Here is a 15,214-nt window from a genome sequence, read left to right on the forward strand (position 1 = left end):
GCTGAACCGCAATGCGGGCTGTGGATGGTGCGCTAGCCGCCGTGAAGGCAGCGGAAACCCGCGGCGGTAATTGTACTTCTGCACGAGTGGACGTCGAATCGTCCCAGCGATGAGGACCGACACCGCCGACGGTCGAGTCCTTGCGGGGGTCGTAAAGGCGTGCGCCGCGGAGCTCGAAGAAGAAGTCAGGGAAACCGTTGAGCTTCGCCTGGTCATACGTCATCCACACGATATGAACCGCGCCGGGTTTGCCGGAGGCTCCAACTTCTGAGAAAGTGGAGCCGATATGAGCAAGACAACGAACAAATTTTCACCGGAAGTCCGGGCCCGAGCAGTGCGGATGGTTTTGGATCACCAAGGCGAACATTCCTCGCGATGGGCAGCGGTTTCCTCGGCGCTAACATTCACGAGAATCACCTGTGCGACCACGAGGACGCCAACGGCATCCGCTGCACAGAATGGGGCTGCTACGCGGGCTGCCTCCGCATCGCTCTAACGGGTGACCATCTCTAAATCGGGACCGACGAAGGCGTGTGTCCCCATTCTCAAAGCGATAGCCAGCGCGGTCATAACGAGGACCTAACTGACAATGAAAGGGCAACGTGGACAGAACTTTTGGACATTGCCAAAAGAATAGTAGCGATGCTGGAAATTACAGGAGCGGCAGTTTGTCGCTCGCTGCATAGGGGAATGCATTGATAACCGAACTGCTGGTATGCGCGTCCATCATTGCCGTGGACGGCGACATGGTGAAATGCCTGCCGAGTGGTCAGAACATGCGAATTGCTGGGGGAAGGTGTTCCGTTCGCCTCGGGCATTGACACGCCGGAGATCGGATCGCACGGGAAGTGCATCACGAACGGAAGCTGGCGTGAGCGTATGTCACCGCCGGGAAGAAAGCCAGTAAGTGACCAGGGCACACCCGAAACCCAATGCGATAAAGCCGATGAAAACGATGTATCGAAACCAATCAGGCATGGTGAAATCCATCTTTGAAATGGAAGGAGTTTAAAATTGCTGGTCTCAACGAATGGTTTATGCGTGAGGCTAAAAGCCACTCACGCGAAAAGGCGTGATCGCGGTACTGGCGGCGTCACTATCGGAAAATCCGACAACGAACTTTCAACGTCGTGCGGTCTCCATAACATAGGCTATGCCCACGCAAGAGATCGGCAAGACGCTGTTGCGGGAAGGCTTCTCTCGAAAGTGGGGATCTGGGCATAGAAATGACTGGTGTTTAAGCAGCCCGTTAACACAGCATCCCCTAATCGCGGGATGATACCAGTTGCAACGGAAGAACAGTTGGGTAGCCGATCTGCAAGCGAGCAACAAGCGAGGCTGGAAGCAACCAATAAAGTTGCCAAAACCATTCTCGAAACGGAACGCCTTCAACGCGAAGCCAAGACCGCGAGGTTACGTGAGGCTCGGCTTCGCAGCCGGGGGAATGACGGCCCACCGCCTGAGTAAGGCAAGCTATTTGCCGAAGTCATCGGGAGTTTGGCCGCGCTGTTCAACGTCGTATGAGCCGATTGCGATCGGTACGCTACCGCACCGGAACCTTGCGATGCTTTCATTGTTCTAGCCGTTGGGATCGCGTGGCGTGCTTTGACCCTTCCTTGCCCTCGGAAGGCCGCGCGGTCCTCTGCTCCACGCGCTGATTCCCTTTCGTCTTCCACCAACTGATATCAGCAAGTCAGGGAAGGCCGGAACTTCCGAACAGCGCCGCTGTTGTTAACCGCTCATCATCTTACGAGGTACGGTTATGGATGACGGTCACTGGGCCACCAATGTTGAATTGCAACTGAGGCCCGGTGAGCGGTGCGAGGTAATCACAGGCCCACGGGCAGCCTTGACTTTGCTTACAACCCGGTGGTCCACGTTCGGTCCGGCTTTCTTTCGTGCACAAAATGTTTGTCAAGCGGCGCTCGACGATCGTACGTCGCACGAGGCTGCGCGAACCGCTTTTATTGCCGCCGCCAGAGAAGCTGGGCTATGGATGCGATACTGATCCTGCCTCCTCAGCAACTCGTAATGGCGACCTGACCCCGCAACCGCTCACCAGCCAGCGGGGTCTCTTTTGTTCGTACGCTACCGGACGGGAACGGTTGCCTGTCCGAGCGTTTGGATGACGGTCGCCCGGTAGTCTTCCTTACCACAGTCGCCAGTGATGTTGGAGCCGCAGCCCTCTTCCCTGGTGCCGCGCGGACACCTTTTCTGCCCCGCTTCGGCGGTGCTTTTTTGGGAACATTGCAGAACCTGCCTGGTTTGGCGCGCCTGGGGTGCGCGGCAGTTCTTCTGTTCAACCCGGATGACACCCCTCTCCGGGTGCCGCGTGGTCAATTCCGCGCTGAATGGCTAGGGACACAGGAGGCGCGGCAAGGGCTCGCTTTTCCGTAGGAGCGGGCCCTTCGATCCTAATCGAAATTAATTATTGACGAGCACGCTCCCCGGAGCTTTATTTTTAAGCGCTGTAGCCCCCCAGCACAGCGCATGACGGCCACGGTGTTCCCCACTATCCCGAGGCCGCCATAAGACCAAGGGCTCGCCATTCTCCGACCCTTTTGGACGGGCCCTTGGTCGTACATCCCAGATAGGTCGTGTCCTTGACAGAACTGGAACCTAGAGCCTGCTCGGCTCGTTTATTTTGTGGACTGCGCATATTGCCTCTCCTAGCAGCGCATCCAGCCGGCAGCAGTTCTGGCGACCTGACCCCGCAATCACCTCCCACGGCAGGCGGGGTTTCTTTTGTCCGCACCCTAGTCGACTGGAACGCTCGCCTATCCCTAGCGTTAGTTACGATGGCCGCGCGGATAGCCCTCTATCTCAGCCACCAGTGATAATCGCCCATCCTGGTGGCGCGCGGCCACGTTTCCCGAACACCTTCGGGGGGATCAATGACTGATCCTGCTCGGTATTCCGGCAAGCCACCAAGGCGCACCTTGGGTGTGTGGATCCTGATCGTGCTCGCTGTCGCACTGGCTTTTCTGCTTGCTTGGCTGTTCGGTTGGTTAGGCCCGGGAGACGGGCCGACGCCCGACAGTGAACCAGTACATTGAGCTGGTTGGTCGCGGTCCCGACTGCCACTCACTGGTAGCGTAATGCCAGTTGATCATTGACCCGCGGCCTTTTCCGCCTACCTGACTCTCGACGCTGATGCGCAGCGCCCCTGCCACGGCAAAGCGATAAGGTCCGACCAGTGCGCGCCGTGGTCTGCGACAGGGCTCGCCATTTCTGACACGTTTGGACGAGCCCTGGTCGTACCCCTTTCCATTTCCCCCTCTGCATCCTACAATTCAGATAGCGAGGTTCGGGTGCGCCTTTGATGATCCAAACGCGAATATCTTCAGACCAGATACCGATGCAGGAGGAGGACGTGGCGATGTGTCAGCGCGTCTTTGATCAGGTGTGTGAGGCAAAGCACGTTACCAGTTGGGAGGCCCGCGACGAGCTCGCCACGCAGATCATCCACTTTTACCAGAATGGAGTAAGGGATGAAGATATTCTACGGCGTCTTATGGGCGGCCCCTAGCTCCGTTGTCTGCCTCCACCATGCCGCGAGGGTTTTCCGAGATCCTCCCTTGCCGCAGAGCGTGCGAGGGCTCCGCCATTTGGCAAGATTTGGACGAGCTCTCGCACAGCCGCTAAGGCCGAACTATTGGAGTCCTGAACATGGTCTTGTTCGCTCGCTCTTGAGCATCATCGAGCTTGCTGCTTAATACCTCGACGCGGGTCGCGACCTTGTTAATGCTCTCGATCGCGGTGTCGAGTTTCCCCGAGGGATTCCACCACGCGATCGACGCGCGCGTTTGCCGCCTCGATCCCCTTCTTGTTTTCCGCCGTCGCCTCAAGCGCTATCGTCACCTAGAATGAGAGCGGCGGAATTTGCGACATCTGCTGCTGGGTGTCGTCGAGAACCTTCTGTGTCCGCTCTTGAGCGTTTCGGATATCGGCGATGTCGCGGTTAAGACTGCCCATACCCCGCCAATGATGAACGCGTTGACAAGAGCGGCGCCTATGATGGCGATGAAATGCGCCGGGTTGATCTTCGGTTTCTCGACTTCGATCTGCATGGTGTCTCCGTCCATTCCTGCGCGCCCTGCCCTTCAAATGCTCTATGCGTGCTTGACCGGCGAAAGCCGATCGACTATGTCGCCGCCGCCGCGTTCAAAAGGCTTTGAGGCGGCAAAGCCATGATGGGGCAATTGCGGAGCGAATGGCCGGCCAAGTAGCGAATGTAAATCTGTTCGGATAGTTCGGGCAGATCGGCACCTTGGATTGTTGCCCAGCGTTCTCCGACGAAATGACAAAACGGGAGCAGTGTCGACAGGCAGGAGCTTGCGTCTTGCTCATCGTCGGACCCGGCATGAAAAAGGGCCGGAGACAATGTCTCGCGGCCCAGTTTTTCTGATCGACAGCGGAGGGAGGAGAACCGCGTCGAGACAATGAACTTAGCAGATCATGATTAACGAATTGTAAACGCGGGTTTTGGCGATACATCTCGCTCGCCCCGGCTTGCCTCATGCGAGCCTGAGAGCCTTCCGCCCTCCGGATCCGGGCGCCCGAAGAGGAAACCCTGCAACTGCTCCGGAGCCTTAACGGCCATCCGCGCGCGCTGCTTTTCAGTCTCGATACCTTCGATAACGACGGCCAGTTCTAGGCTCTTCCCGAGTGCCATTGCGCAGTCGATGATAACCTCGGCAACCGGATCCTCTTCAAGAGCGGCTACATAGCTACGGTCTATCTTCACTTTGTGGAAGGGATAGCGTCTGAGGTTGGTCATCGACGAGTAACCGCTGCCGTAGTCGTCCATAACGAGTTTGACACCCAGCGCGTGCAGTGCCTCAAGGCAGCGCGCCACGTCGGCGCTATCCTCAAGCAGCGATGTCTCTGTGATCTCCAGCTCCAGTCTTTCAGGAGAAAGCCGGCTCATCTCGAGTGCGTCCGTCACATGATCAACCAACTCGGCAGAAAGCAACTGCCGTGCTGAGATGTTGACAGCAATGAACAGCCTGTCGTCCCAGGACGCAGCCACCCTGCAAGCCTCTTGCAGGACCCACCTCCCGATTTCCACGATAGAGCCACTCTCCTCAGCAGCTCCGATGAACACTGCTGGCGAGAGGACACCGTAGCTGGGATGGCGCCATCGCAAAAGCGCCTCGTAGCCTCTAGGGATCCCCGAGGCTGTCTCAATTATGGGCTGGTAGAGCAGGAAGAGTTCACCGGTGTCTGGCGCCCTTCGAAGTTCTTCTTCCAATCGCCGCTGCGTCCGCAGTTGCTGGTCCAGGAAGCCGTCGAATGCGCATATCCTCCCTTTTCCTTGGGACTTTGCACGATATAAGGCAGCGTCGGCATTGTTCTGCAGTTGCTTCAACTCATCTCCGTGCTCCGGGAACCTGGCTACCCCGACGCTCACGCCCAATGCTCCTGCCGTGTGTGTTAAATGCCGACTTGAAGTTTGTCATAAAGTTGAATGCATAGTCCTCTGCGGCAAAGGCCAGGCGTCCGGGCAACAAAACCGAGAATTCGTCCCCGCCGATCCGTCCTATGATTGCCGGCTCTTCAAAAGAGGCATTCAGAACCTCAGCGACTTTCTGCAAGACCAAATCGCCGTCTGCGTGACCATGAACGTCGTTGATCGACTTGAAGCGATCGAGATCAAGTGTAAGGAGCGACAAACCAGCTCCACCCGCCACCGCTTCGGCGATGGCCTTATCAGCTTTAATACTGAACGCACGCCGGTTCAGGAGGCCGGTCAATGGATCATGGGAGGCAAGATGGAGCAGCTGCCGGTTGGTCTCCAGGCGCTCACTGATATCGCGCAAACCGAACACAGACGTTTCGCGGCCTCGGTATTCTATGACGCCCTCGACGATTTCGATTGGAAGCGACCCATTCGGTGAGTTGAGGAGGCCTTGGGATCCTTGTCGGTCGAACAGAAAATCACCGAGAAGGCGGGATTTGAGGTCCGCGACCGGCCTCCCCGTCAACTCTGCAAACCGCTCGTTAGCGTGAACGATCTTCCCGGCGCGGGTCAGCACAACGGCTTCGAACGTTGCGTTTGCGAGTCCTTTGACATCTGTCAGGTGCCGATCGAAGAAGAGTGCCGCGATGCCGGTGGCAATCAACAGGCTGGACACGGTACAAACGCCGACTGCGATGCCCACTCTGTCGAGGAAAGTCAGGGCGTCCGGTGCGCCCGGATATAACGGGACGACATTGAGGCCACTCATTGAGATCATGTGATGGCTGCAAACTGCGGCAACGATCAGCAAGGAGGCGAGAACGAGCCTGCCGCCGGTGATCCGGTGGGAAAGAAGCAGCATTGCGCCGACCGCGAACGCGCCGCCCAGCACCCATGCCGCAACGGCTGTCGTCGCGTCGGTTTCTATGAAGACAGAAGCGCTGATGGCGCTGAGCCCGAGGGCATGCATCGTGGCAATTGCCAGACCCAGAAGGATTCCTCCGACAACCGCACCCTGCCGGCCCGTGACGTACAGGGATGAAAAAGTGGCGAGACAAGAGAGCGCGACCGCCGCCACTATGGATAATCCTGTTTCGGTGACGCGGTACGATACGGGAATACTGTACGACAGCATTGCAATGAAGTGGGTAGCCCAGATCGTGCCTCCAAGCACGATTCCGGCAATGCCGAGCCAGAGGTTCCGGTGCGCCTTGACGCACTGGCGCGCGCGAGAGAGCATGAAGATCCCGGCGAGATTGCCCGCGGCGCAAACGCAGACTGCGACAAGCAGAAGCAGCCAGTTGTGCTGCTCAGTAATACAGGAAACCAGTCGGAACATCGCCACCTCCGCTGGCATCCTTTCATGCGAAGCCTGACCCCAGGGTTATCGGAGTCATTAGATTTTTAATGGAATGCTTGAAAAGCTGACGGCCGGGACCACCGAGCCTCGCCGGTTAACGTCTTAATTGGTAGTCGCTTTGAAATGCGGGTCGCATCAATCGGATAGACATCCTGATGTGAGATCCGCGTTGCGTGCGATTACAGCTCTTGAGCATGTGAGATCCCATCAGGGTGGATAGCGGCCTGCACCGTGTCAGAGTGAGGTCGCTAGAAAACTCTCTGGAGGCCAATCATGCCGATAACAGCAGATCAAACTCAAGCACAGACCGCTACCCCCGTTGATCTTGGAGCAATTTTCATCTCGTTGGAATTGAGTAAATCGACATGGCTCGTGACGGCTCTCTCGCCGGGAAGCGAGAAGATGTCTCGTCATACAGTCACCGGAGGCGATATCGCCGGCTTGTTCTCGTGTTTTGCCGCTCTTCGCCAGAAAGCGCAGCGGCGTAAAGATAGGCTTTATCCGCTAGTGATGATCCAGGAGGCCGGGCTTGATGGCTTCTGGCTGGGGCGAGTGCTGAGCAAGGAAGCTTGGATCGAGAGCCATATGGTGGAGGCCGCATCCATTGCCATGCCTCGTCGACATCGCCGCGCGAAGACGGACCGCATCGACGGTGAAACGTTGACGGATCCAGGTGAGCGAACCGAGAATCCGTTTGGCCTTACCCGCCGATCTTGAGATTGGTCCCGTTCTCCTGAGCCCGTCCCTGTCGAAAGCGGGATAGTGGTGCAGCCGCGACAAGCGGCGACCGGATGTGATGAGGTGGAACGGCCCGCTCCGACAGCATCAAGTGCTAAAACGTGGCCGTTGCTCGAACGCCACAAAGGAGGGACCGTTCCATGAAACATGCTAGCACTATCGGGCTGGACTTGGCCAAACACGTTTTCCAAGTTCACGGCGCCGATATCGAAGGCTCACCCTTGTTCAATCGAAAACTGCGGCGCAGTGAAGTGCTACGCTTCTTCGAGAAAATTCCTCCTTGCCTGGTCGGCATGGAAGCATGCGGTGGAGCACATTATTGGGCGCGTGAAATTGCGAAGCTCGGTCATGATGTGCGGCTCATTCCGCCGGCTTACGTCAAACCTTTCGTCAAGCGCGGCAAGACGGATGCGGCCGATGCGGAAGCCATCAGCGAGGCGGTGATCCGCAAAACCATGCGCTTTGTCCCGATCAAATCAGCCGATCAGCAATCAGACGCAATGGTGCTGAAAACGCGCGCTCTTCTGGTGCACCAGAGAACGCAGTCGGTCAACGCCTTGCGTTCACATCTGGCCGAACTGGGTATCATCGCGGCCGGCGGCCTTGCCAGCGTTCCAGCGCTGGTGGCCATCGTTCGGGAAGGTGAAGACACTCGACTGCCTGCAGCAGCACGCTTCGCACTGACGGCTATTGCCGACCAGATCGACACCTTGGCTGATCAGATCGAGGAGTTCGAACGTACCATTGTTAAGGAATCGAAGCGCGACGAAGGCATGCGCCGACTGACAACAATCCCCGGGGTCGGCGCCATCACCGCGGCGACAATAAAGGCCTTGGTTCCGGATCCCGGCGGATTCAAATCGGGGCGCCACTTCGCCGCCTGGGTTGGATTGACACCGAGGCCCCATTCCAGCGGAGGCAAGGAGCGATTGGGCGGAATCTCTAAAATGGGTAATCCGGAACTCCGTGTTCTCCTGGTCCTCGGAGCGACAGCCGTTCTGCGGATTGCCCGGAATGATGATCGGGCACGACCGTGGCTGAAAGCGCTACTCGCCAGGCGCCCTTTCAAGGTGGCCGCTGTCGCGTTGGCAAATAAGACGGCGCGGATCATCTGGGCGCTTCTGAATAAGGGCGGGATTTACAATCATCCTGAGCCACCCTCGATCACTGCAGCTGCCTGATGAATATTATGACCCACAAACCAATCTGACCGGCGTAGGCCGGCAGATGCAAGGTGCAACTACAAACGATGAACCCCATGGGACGAAATCCCGGAACGAGCGAAGCCGCCAATCTCACTGCACTAAAAGTGCGTGGATGTGATTTAGCTCCTCGTTTCGCGGATCTCATCGAGGCCAGCGGTCATGTACCGCGCTTCAAGGCCGTACATATGAACGCATCGTCCGCGTGTGGGAAATCGATTGAAAAGCCGCTTGCACCGCGGGCCGTTCCACATATGAGATTGTACAGGCTCGAGAACGAGCTGGTAGTTGCTATGGGCTCAGACCATGGATCCGATTACGAAGGAGAAATTCGATGCCACATCAATGAACCGTTGACAAAAATCCTGATGTGATCGGATTCGAACCGGCGACACCTCGATCAGATGTCTAAGCACCTGAACAATCAATATTTTGCGGGAACGCTATTATGGAACTTGTCTTGGTTCCGGTGGTGGCCTTTGAGCCGAGCCGCCTATCGTCTTCCTGCTTTCCTTCGCCCTGTGCGTGGCTGTCCCACACTCCGACAACTACGAAAGCTCCGCCCTTGGTGTTATCCATATCTAGCCGTCGCAGCGAGTCCGGCTTCCAACCGGGCAGACAATTCAAGTTCCCGTCTTCCGACTTCCAACCTTGTGCGCTAGGCGGTGGGCCGTACCCCGTGCAATGCGGGAGATGGGGCATAAGAGCCGGTCCCGTCTCGGGTCTCTTCGAGAACCCGGCAGGAAGAAAGACGAGCCTTGCTGCCTCTGATTGCTCCTTCGTGCTCCCACGCCATTACGCAACTGGAAGCGATATCTGTTTCGGGCTTCTGAAGCTCACTTTGTTGTTTCGCCATGGGCATTGCCATAGCCCGGCCTGCGGTTGACACCCGCATCCGGTAAATTTAGGGCCAATCTACTTATGCAACCCAGCTGACGACGCCCGGTCGAGCTTCCTGGGCTCTACTCAACAAGCGTCCGCACGTTCATCATGTCATTGGTCATCGGTGATCTTTCCGTCAGGTTGTGTCTTGAACAACCACACCCTAGCGGAAAACACTGATGGCCGCTCAGCAAAGCCGATCACCCGCTACAGCGCTATCAAACGCGCGGGCGCTCGGCTTCGCTAGGTTGCAGCTACAGGCGTCGGGACATGATCGGTCTTCCTTTGACCGGACGCGGAGAATTGTAGATTTAGCATCATTTGAAGGCGCGCCCTTCGGCGACTTACGCGACGAGATCGCCCCGCATTTATCACGCGGTCTTTGCCCGCCAAAGCTTGGTCTCTGAGGCATCCTCGTATCCCAGCTGGTCGAAGCTGGCGACTTCGAGAAGCAGGCCCCAGGGCGAGCGCAGGTATATCCAGTCAAAACCCGCCAGCGGTCCCTCGGTGATGAGGTTTGGCCCTTCCAGCAGCTCGATGCCCTGAACTCGCAGGCGTTCCACAGACGCGTGAACATCCTCCACCTCGAAACACATGTGCACTCCGCCGACTTCGGAGGGCCGTTTGAGCGGGGTTACCTCCTCGCCGCTGTATTCGAAAAGCTCGACACTCGTGCCCGCACCGCAGCGTAGGAAGACGAGGTCACGGATCTTCGACTGCGGGGCGGCGCCGATTTTCTTGGTCATGAAGTCCTGATCGACATTGAATGGGCCGGTGCGGAAAACTTCAACCGCGCCGAACACCGCTTTGAAGAAAGCGATGCCTTCTTCGATGTTCGGCACGGTGATACCGATATGATGCATACCGTAGACTTTGTTCGTCATGTTTTTCCTCCTTGTGGAAAGCGGGCGGCGCCCGCATGGGTTAGATTTTTGGAAAAATTGGCGGAGGCGATCGCGCTGCGCCTTGAAGGCTCGCGTCGTCACCGGCCGGCCCGGTGGCCTCGGACCGCCGAATAGATCAGAGCCGCGACGACGATCAGGACGCCCTGGAAGAGGTACTGATAGGTCTTCGACAGGTTCAGGAAAGTCACGGCGCTGAGCAACCTCGGTGAGAAGGACAGCGCCAAGCACGGTCCCGATGAAGGTGCCGCGGCCACCGGCAAGACTCGTCCCGCCGAGTACCACCGCCGTGATGCTCGAGAGAGTGTAGTTGATGCCCTGTCTGGGGTCGCTGACGCCGATCTGCGCCATCAGCATGATGGCACCGAAGCCGGTCAGAACCGAACATGCAATATAGCCGGCGATATAAGTGATATCGATCTGAAGACCGATCCTTCGCAAGGTATCGCCCTGAAACGCCGTCGGTTCGCGCGTGATGCCGGCAATCAGGAGGCCGGCCAGGCAATAAAGCAGCTGCGCCCAGACATAGGCCATCATCTGATGTAGGCGCACCCGCAGGCCGGCCGCCCGTCCTGCAAGCGGGTTTGCGCCGATGGCCTCGAACCTGCGTCCCGCAATTGCCTTCTTCAACTTGAAGAACACGACCAGCATCGCCGCGAGATCAAAGAGGACGGAGTTCGGCGCGCCGAATATCTCTCCGCCGGCAATGGCCGCCAGAAGGTTGGTGGTGATGGAGCGCACGCCCCCTGAAACTGCGAAGACGACGCCATAAAGCAGCGCATTTGTCCCGATCGTGGCGATGATGGCGTTGATGCGCTGGTTCGGAGCGATGGAGGTGATGTTCGTCATCGAAGCGCGTCTTTCCAGCGTTGTTCACGATAGAGTTGCCCGTTCTGTGGACGCGAGCGCCGCAGGTGGTAAGTCAACGAAGATATATCCCGGCTTGGCGCTAGAGCTCGCGCTCGTTCGTCTTCCAGACGATCGGTGATGCGGCGCGGCTTGAATGCTTGGCGGGGAGGGGATGTAGGCGCGGATGCGGTCTCCGGCGCGAAGCCTCATACTCGGCGTAATAGCCGCTGCAGGCGCATCCTGCCTGCGCAAGCCAGTCTCGGACTTTGCCCCAGTTGATAAGACCTACCGCTCTCATTTTCCCTCCTCCATAGAAAATTGGCCGGCATCGGAATTCAGTGAGCACGTCAGGCGTTGCTGCCTATCGTCGGCCGCCACTCGTAAATACTGACGGTCTAGACCTTATGGCGCACGAATGGATCTTCCGAACTGAACCGGCGCATATCGTCCAGCGAGGCAACCTCGGCAACGCGAACTGCACGCATCTTCTCTGGCTCCTCACCAAGCTCTCTAGTCGCTCTCCTCCCGAGCGGACAGCTACTTTTCATATGTCGCAGGTATGATGGTACGCGGACTGAGAACAAAGGAAACAGAGGATTTATCCATTTTGGATGTCCGCTATTAAGATGAAGCACTGATGCGGCAGGCTCAAAAAAGAACCGTCGACACACCTGGCGTCATCTTGGACACCTCGTTGAGCCATCAACCCAGGCGAATGCGCAAACTACTTCACCAATGCAGGATACGCTTCATCAAAACATGAACCGCTCTAGCCGATCGAGAGCATCCATAAACAAGAACACGAGCTTTCGCACCAGGGCGGAAGGCTGCCCTTGCGGGACGAGAATGAGGTGAGTTCGAAATCGGGCATGCTCCCCGCGCCTTATGGGCGTAGCAGGACGCTTCTCAGATAGTTCCGCTTCATTCTTCCGACCCCATGATGGAAGGGCCATTGTGCCGATTCCGAAGAAAAGCAAGAGCCCGCAGGACCGTTGAAGCCCTGGAACCGGAAAACGTGAACATGCTTGACTTCAACCGGCCGAATAGAGAGGCCCGATTGTTCAAGCCCTTGTGGGACCGGTGCTCGACCGCCGGCATCAAGTCACGTTTAACGCGCGGGGCTGACCGAGCCGGTCAGCCGCAAAGGCCCACGAGCATCAGCCAAAGGCTCAGATGTCAGGGCGATGATGTTCCATCACTACAAGGACCCGTCGACCTTCGTCAAGTTCCACTGGAAGCCGAAGCTCGGGCTGCAGTCGGTGGCCTGAAACGAAGCCGTGAAGATCAAATGGCGCCGACCCTGACTTCCATCGCCGCGATCTCTGGCACTCGATCAAATCCGGAAATTTCCCTGAGTGGGAATTCAACTCTTCGACCAGAAGTTCGCCGACAGGTTGACGATGGCCGTGGTCGAACGCGCGTCGCTGGACAGGAATTGCGCCAGATCGATCTCATCTATTAAAGCTCGACGCATTCGCCAGGGAACCCAAGCTCAACAATTGTTCTGGGGCCACCTTGTCTGCGCTGCAGGAACGGCTACTATCCGGGCGGAATTGCAGACTGCGCACAGACGCTGGCGAGTCCCCCACGAGGTGGCAGGAATGGCAGACGTAACTCACCCGGCGGCGATCGAGCATCTACCAACCTTTATAACCTCGCCCGGACAAACCGACTACCTCTTAGTCGGCGTCGTCATATTCCTCGTGCTGGTCGTCCTTGTCATCGGCAATCTGTACTTCCAGCTTCACGCCGTCCCAGAACGGATGGCGCATCGCACTAACAAGATGCAGATGGAGATCATTGCCGTTCTGGCTCTGATCTCGCTCTTTACGCACAATCATCTGTTTTGGATCGCGGGCTTGCTGTTAGCTTTTATAGAGTTTCCCGATTTTTCCACGCCGCTTTATTCCATTGCCCAGTCCCTCGCGAAGCTCTCAGGAAGAGAAGCAAAATCGACCGGCGACCCCGCCCTGATATCAGAGGAGCCAGCCGTCCAAGCGCAGAGGCCGTCCAATTCGGACACGTCCGGAGAGGGTATCTGATCCATGTTCGAGCTCATCCTCTGCTCCATGATCACGATCCTCCCCGACTATCTCTTTCGACGCTATGGTCAGGGAAAGCGGATCGGGCAAGAGATCACGCTCTACACCGTCTGGTACGAGCTGCGATGGGGCATCACCGCGTGCCTTCTTCTTACCATCTCCCTCATTACGATGATCTTCTACTTTCACCCGTCAACGAAGAGCGTGACGGCGGTATTCCGAACGGTGACGATCCTGCCGGAGACGGTTGGGCGTGTCGACGAGGTCTACGTAGGAATCAGCGACAAAGTGGCTGCCGGCGCTCCGCTTTTCCGGCTTGATGATTCACAGCAGCGAGCCGCCGTGGAGACAGCACGTCGGCAGATCGCGCAACTCGACGCCGAAGCCGCGGTTACTCAGACCGAGCTTGCATCGGCGGACGGGCAGATCCAGGAGGCGCAGGGCGCGCTTCAGGTGGCCGTAGACGAATACGAGATGAAGGCCCAACTCCTCACAAAGGATGCCGTCGCGCGTCGCGAGGTCGACCGTCTGGCGAACACTATAGAAAGCCGCAAGGGCTCGTTGGGGGCCGCGATCGCGAAAAAACAGACCCTTGAAGCCAAGATCAGCGCCCTGTTGCCTGCCCAAAAGGCAAGCGCAGAAGCTGCTCTGGCCCAGGCACAGGTGGAGCTGGACAAGACGCTAGTGCGGGCCGGCGTCGCGGGCACGGTCCAGCAGTTCACGCTCCGGCCGGGCGACGTCGTCAATACGATGATTCGCCCCGCGGGCATTCTCGTGCCGATGGGTGCCGGCAAGGGCACCCTGATTGCAGGCTTCGACCAGATCGAGGCGCAGGTGATGAAGCCGGGCATGATCGCCGAAGCCACGTGCATCGGCAAGCCGTTCACCATCATTCCGCTGGTCGTGACCCAGGTTCAGGACGTAATCGCCGCCGGCCAGTTGCGACCGACGGACCAGCTCGTCGATGTTCAGCAGATCACCACGCCGGGGACGCTGACAGTCTTCCTGCAGCCACTGTTCGAAGGTGGACTGGATGATGTCCCACCTGGCAGCAGTTGCATCGCCAACGCCTACACCAACAGCCACGACGCGCTCGCCGATCCGGCGGTTGGCACGCTGCGCTGGGTGTTCCTCCACGTGGTCGACACGGTCGGGCTCGTGCATGCCATGATCCTGCGCATGCAGGCCGTCCTGTTGCCGGTCCAGACGCTCGTGTTATCGGGTCATTGATAGTGCAGCGCCTTAATTTGGGGATCGCAATGTTCCAACGTCGAGGATCTGCGCATTCCGGTCCAGCCGAGTTTACCTGGGGAAATCGAGTATCGCGGACTTGTGCCTTCGCATGACGAAAGGACGCGACTCAGTCTTGGCGGTGTTGTCACATAAACGCGACGTCAGTGAATTGGACATAGAAACGGTGGAATGAAGAATCCTGCCGTCAGCTACAAGCGCCACCGTTTCCCGCAACAGATCATCTCGAACGCGGTCCGGCTGTATTTCAGATTTCCGCTGAGCCTACGCCTCGTCGAGGAGATGCTGCTGGAGCGCGGAGTTGTCGTTTCGTATGAAACGATCCGGCGATGGGGTCGGAAATTCGGACCGGCATACGCAAAGCAACTCCGTCGCAGGCGGCCGTCGCGCCGGGATGTCTGGCATCTCGACGAAAGTGTGCCGCGAGGCACCCACAGCAGTGTGGGAGCCTGAAGGCGGCGTGACTCTTCACCAGGCTTTCATGTGGAACGCGGGAACCTGTCGCTCCGATGTTAAGGGAGAACCCA

10 protein-coding genes and 6 pseudogenes are annotated in these 15,214 nt (G+C 57.9%); 9 read left to right on the plus strand and 7 right to left on the minus strand.

Features of this window, described 5'->3' with window-relative positions:
* Positions 1-229 (minus strand): hypothetical protein (locus ACPYOJ_RS31125; protein WP_481419690.1); only part of this gene is annotated, 229 nt, incomplete at its 3' end.
* Positions 230-695: 466 nt separating this feature from the next.
* Between ACPYOJ_RS31125 and ACPYOJ_RS31130 the strand changes: the two are divergent.
* Positions 696-852: pseudogene (locus ACPYOJ_RS31130) on the plus strand (thermonuclease family protein); the annotation flags it as partial.
* Between the two features lie 910 nt (positions 853-1,762).
* Complete coding sequence (locus ACPYOJ_RS31135) at positions 1,763-2,008, plus strand: DUF982 domain-containing protein (protein WP_481419691.1); 246 nt, start codon at positions 1,763-1,765, stop codon at positions 2,006-2,008.
* Between the two features lie 1,849 nt (positions 2,009-3,857).
* On the opposite strand, the gene ACPYOJ_RS31140 is transcribed toward ACPYOJ_RS31135, so the two are convergent.
* From ACPYOJ_RS31140 to ACPYOJ_RS31150, 3 genes are all read right to left on the minus strand, one after another.
* A complete protein-coding gene (locus ACPYOJ_RS31140; protein WP_481419692.1) occupies positions 3,858-4,070 on the minus strand; it encodes a hypothetical protein in 213 nt (70 codons plus the stop codon).
* 392 nt (positions 4,071-4,462) lie between these two features.
* Positions 4,463-5,413: a putative bifunctional diguanylate cyclase/phosphodiesterase gene (locus ACPYOJ_RS31145; protein ID WP_481419693.1), complete on the minus strand. Its 951-nt coding sequence runs from the start codon at positions 5,411-5,413 to the stop codon at positions 4,463-4,465.
* A complete protein-coding gene (locus ACPYOJ_RS31150) occupies positions 5,373-6,800 on the minus strand; it encodes an MHYT domain-containing protein (protein WP_481419694.1) in 1,428 nt (475 codons plus the stop codon). Before ACPYOJ_RS31150 ends, ACPYOJ_RS31145 begins: the two co-directional genes overlap by 41 nt.
* A gap of 294 nt (positions 6,801-7,094) precedes the next feature.
* Here ACPYOJ_RS31150 and ACPYOJ_RS31155 point away from each other — a divergent pair.
* Both ACPYOJ_RS31155 and ACPYOJ_RS31160 read left to right on the plus strand, forming a co-directional pair.
* Positions 7,095-7,484: pseudogene (locus tag ACPYOJ_RS31155) on the plus strand (IS110 family transposase); the annotation flags it as partial.
* A gap of 215 nt (positions 7,485-7,699) precedes the next feature.
* Positions 7,700-8,740 carry an IS110 family RNA-guided transposase gene (locus ACPYOJ_RS31160; protein ID WP_481419695.1) on the plus strand — a complete coding sequence of 347 codons (1,041 nt, stop codon included), beginning with the start codon at positions 7,700-7,702 and terminating at the stop codon, positions 8,738-8,740.
* 1,274 nt (positions 8,741-10,014) lie between these two features.
* Here ACPYOJ_RS31160 and ACPYOJ_RS31165 read toward each other — a convergent pair.
* Both ACPYOJ_RS31165 and ACPYOJ_RS31170 read right to left on the minus strand, forming a co-directional pair.
* Complete coding sequence (locus ACPYOJ_RS31165; protein WP_481419696.1) at positions 10,015-11,394, minus strand: VOC family protein; 1,380 nt, start codon at positions 11,392-11,394, stop codon at positions 10,015-10,017.
* A 100-nt stretch (positions 11,395-11,494) separates the two neighbouring features.
* Positions 11,495-11,692 carry a hypothetical protein gene (locus tag ACPYOJ_RS31170; protein WP_481419697.1) on the minus strand — a complete coding sequence of 66 codons (198 nt, stop codon included), beginning with the start codon at positions 11,690-11,692 and terminating at the stop codon, positions 11,495-11,497.
* Positions 11,693-12,031: 339 nt separating this feature from the next.
* Between ACPYOJ_RS31170 and ACPYOJ_RS31175 the strand changes: the two are divergent.
* A pseudogene (locus ACPYOJ_RS31175) lies at positions 12,032-12,167 on the plus strand (IS630 family transposase); the annotation flags it as partial.
* Between the two features lie 277 nt (positions 12,168-12,444).
* On the opposite strand, the pseudogene ACPYOJ_RS31180 reads toward ACPYOJ_RS31175, so the two are convergent.
* Positions 12,445-12,522 (minus strand): annotated as a pseudogene (locus ACPYOJ_RS31180) (IS6 family transposase); the annotation flags it as partial.
* 74 nt (positions 12,523-12,596) lie between these two features.
* On the opposite strand from ACPYOJ_RS31180, the pseudogene ACPYOJ_RS31185 reads away from it, so the two are divergent.
* From ACPYOJ_RS31185 to ACPYOJ_RS31200, 4 genes and pseudogenes are all read left to right on the plus strand, one after another.
* Positions 12,597-12,809, plus strand: a pseudogene (locus ACPYOJ_RS31185) (catalase); the annotation flags it as partial.
* A 186-nt stretch (positions 12,810-12,995) separates the two neighbouring features.
* Complete coding sequence (locus ACPYOJ_RS31190) at positions 12,996-13,436, plus strand: hypothetical protein (protein WP_481419699.1); 441 nt, start codon at positions 12,996-12,998, stop codon at positions 13,434-13,436.
* A gap of 3 nt (positions 13,437-13,439) precedes the next feature.
* Positions 13,440-14,666: an HlyD family secretion protein gene (locus ACPYOJ_RS31195; protein WP_481419698.1), complete on the plus strand. Its 1,227-nt coding sequence runs from the start codon at positions 13,440-13,442 to the stop codon at positions 14,664-14,666.
* 188 nt (positions 14,667-14,854) lie between these two features.
* Positions 14,855-15,107, plus strand: a pseudogene (locus ACPYOJ_RS31200) (IS6 family transposase); the annotation flags it as partial.
* Positions 15,108-15,214: the final 107 nt, after the last annotated feature.

Source organism: Rhizobium sp. SVR5-9E, assembly GCF_056755095.1.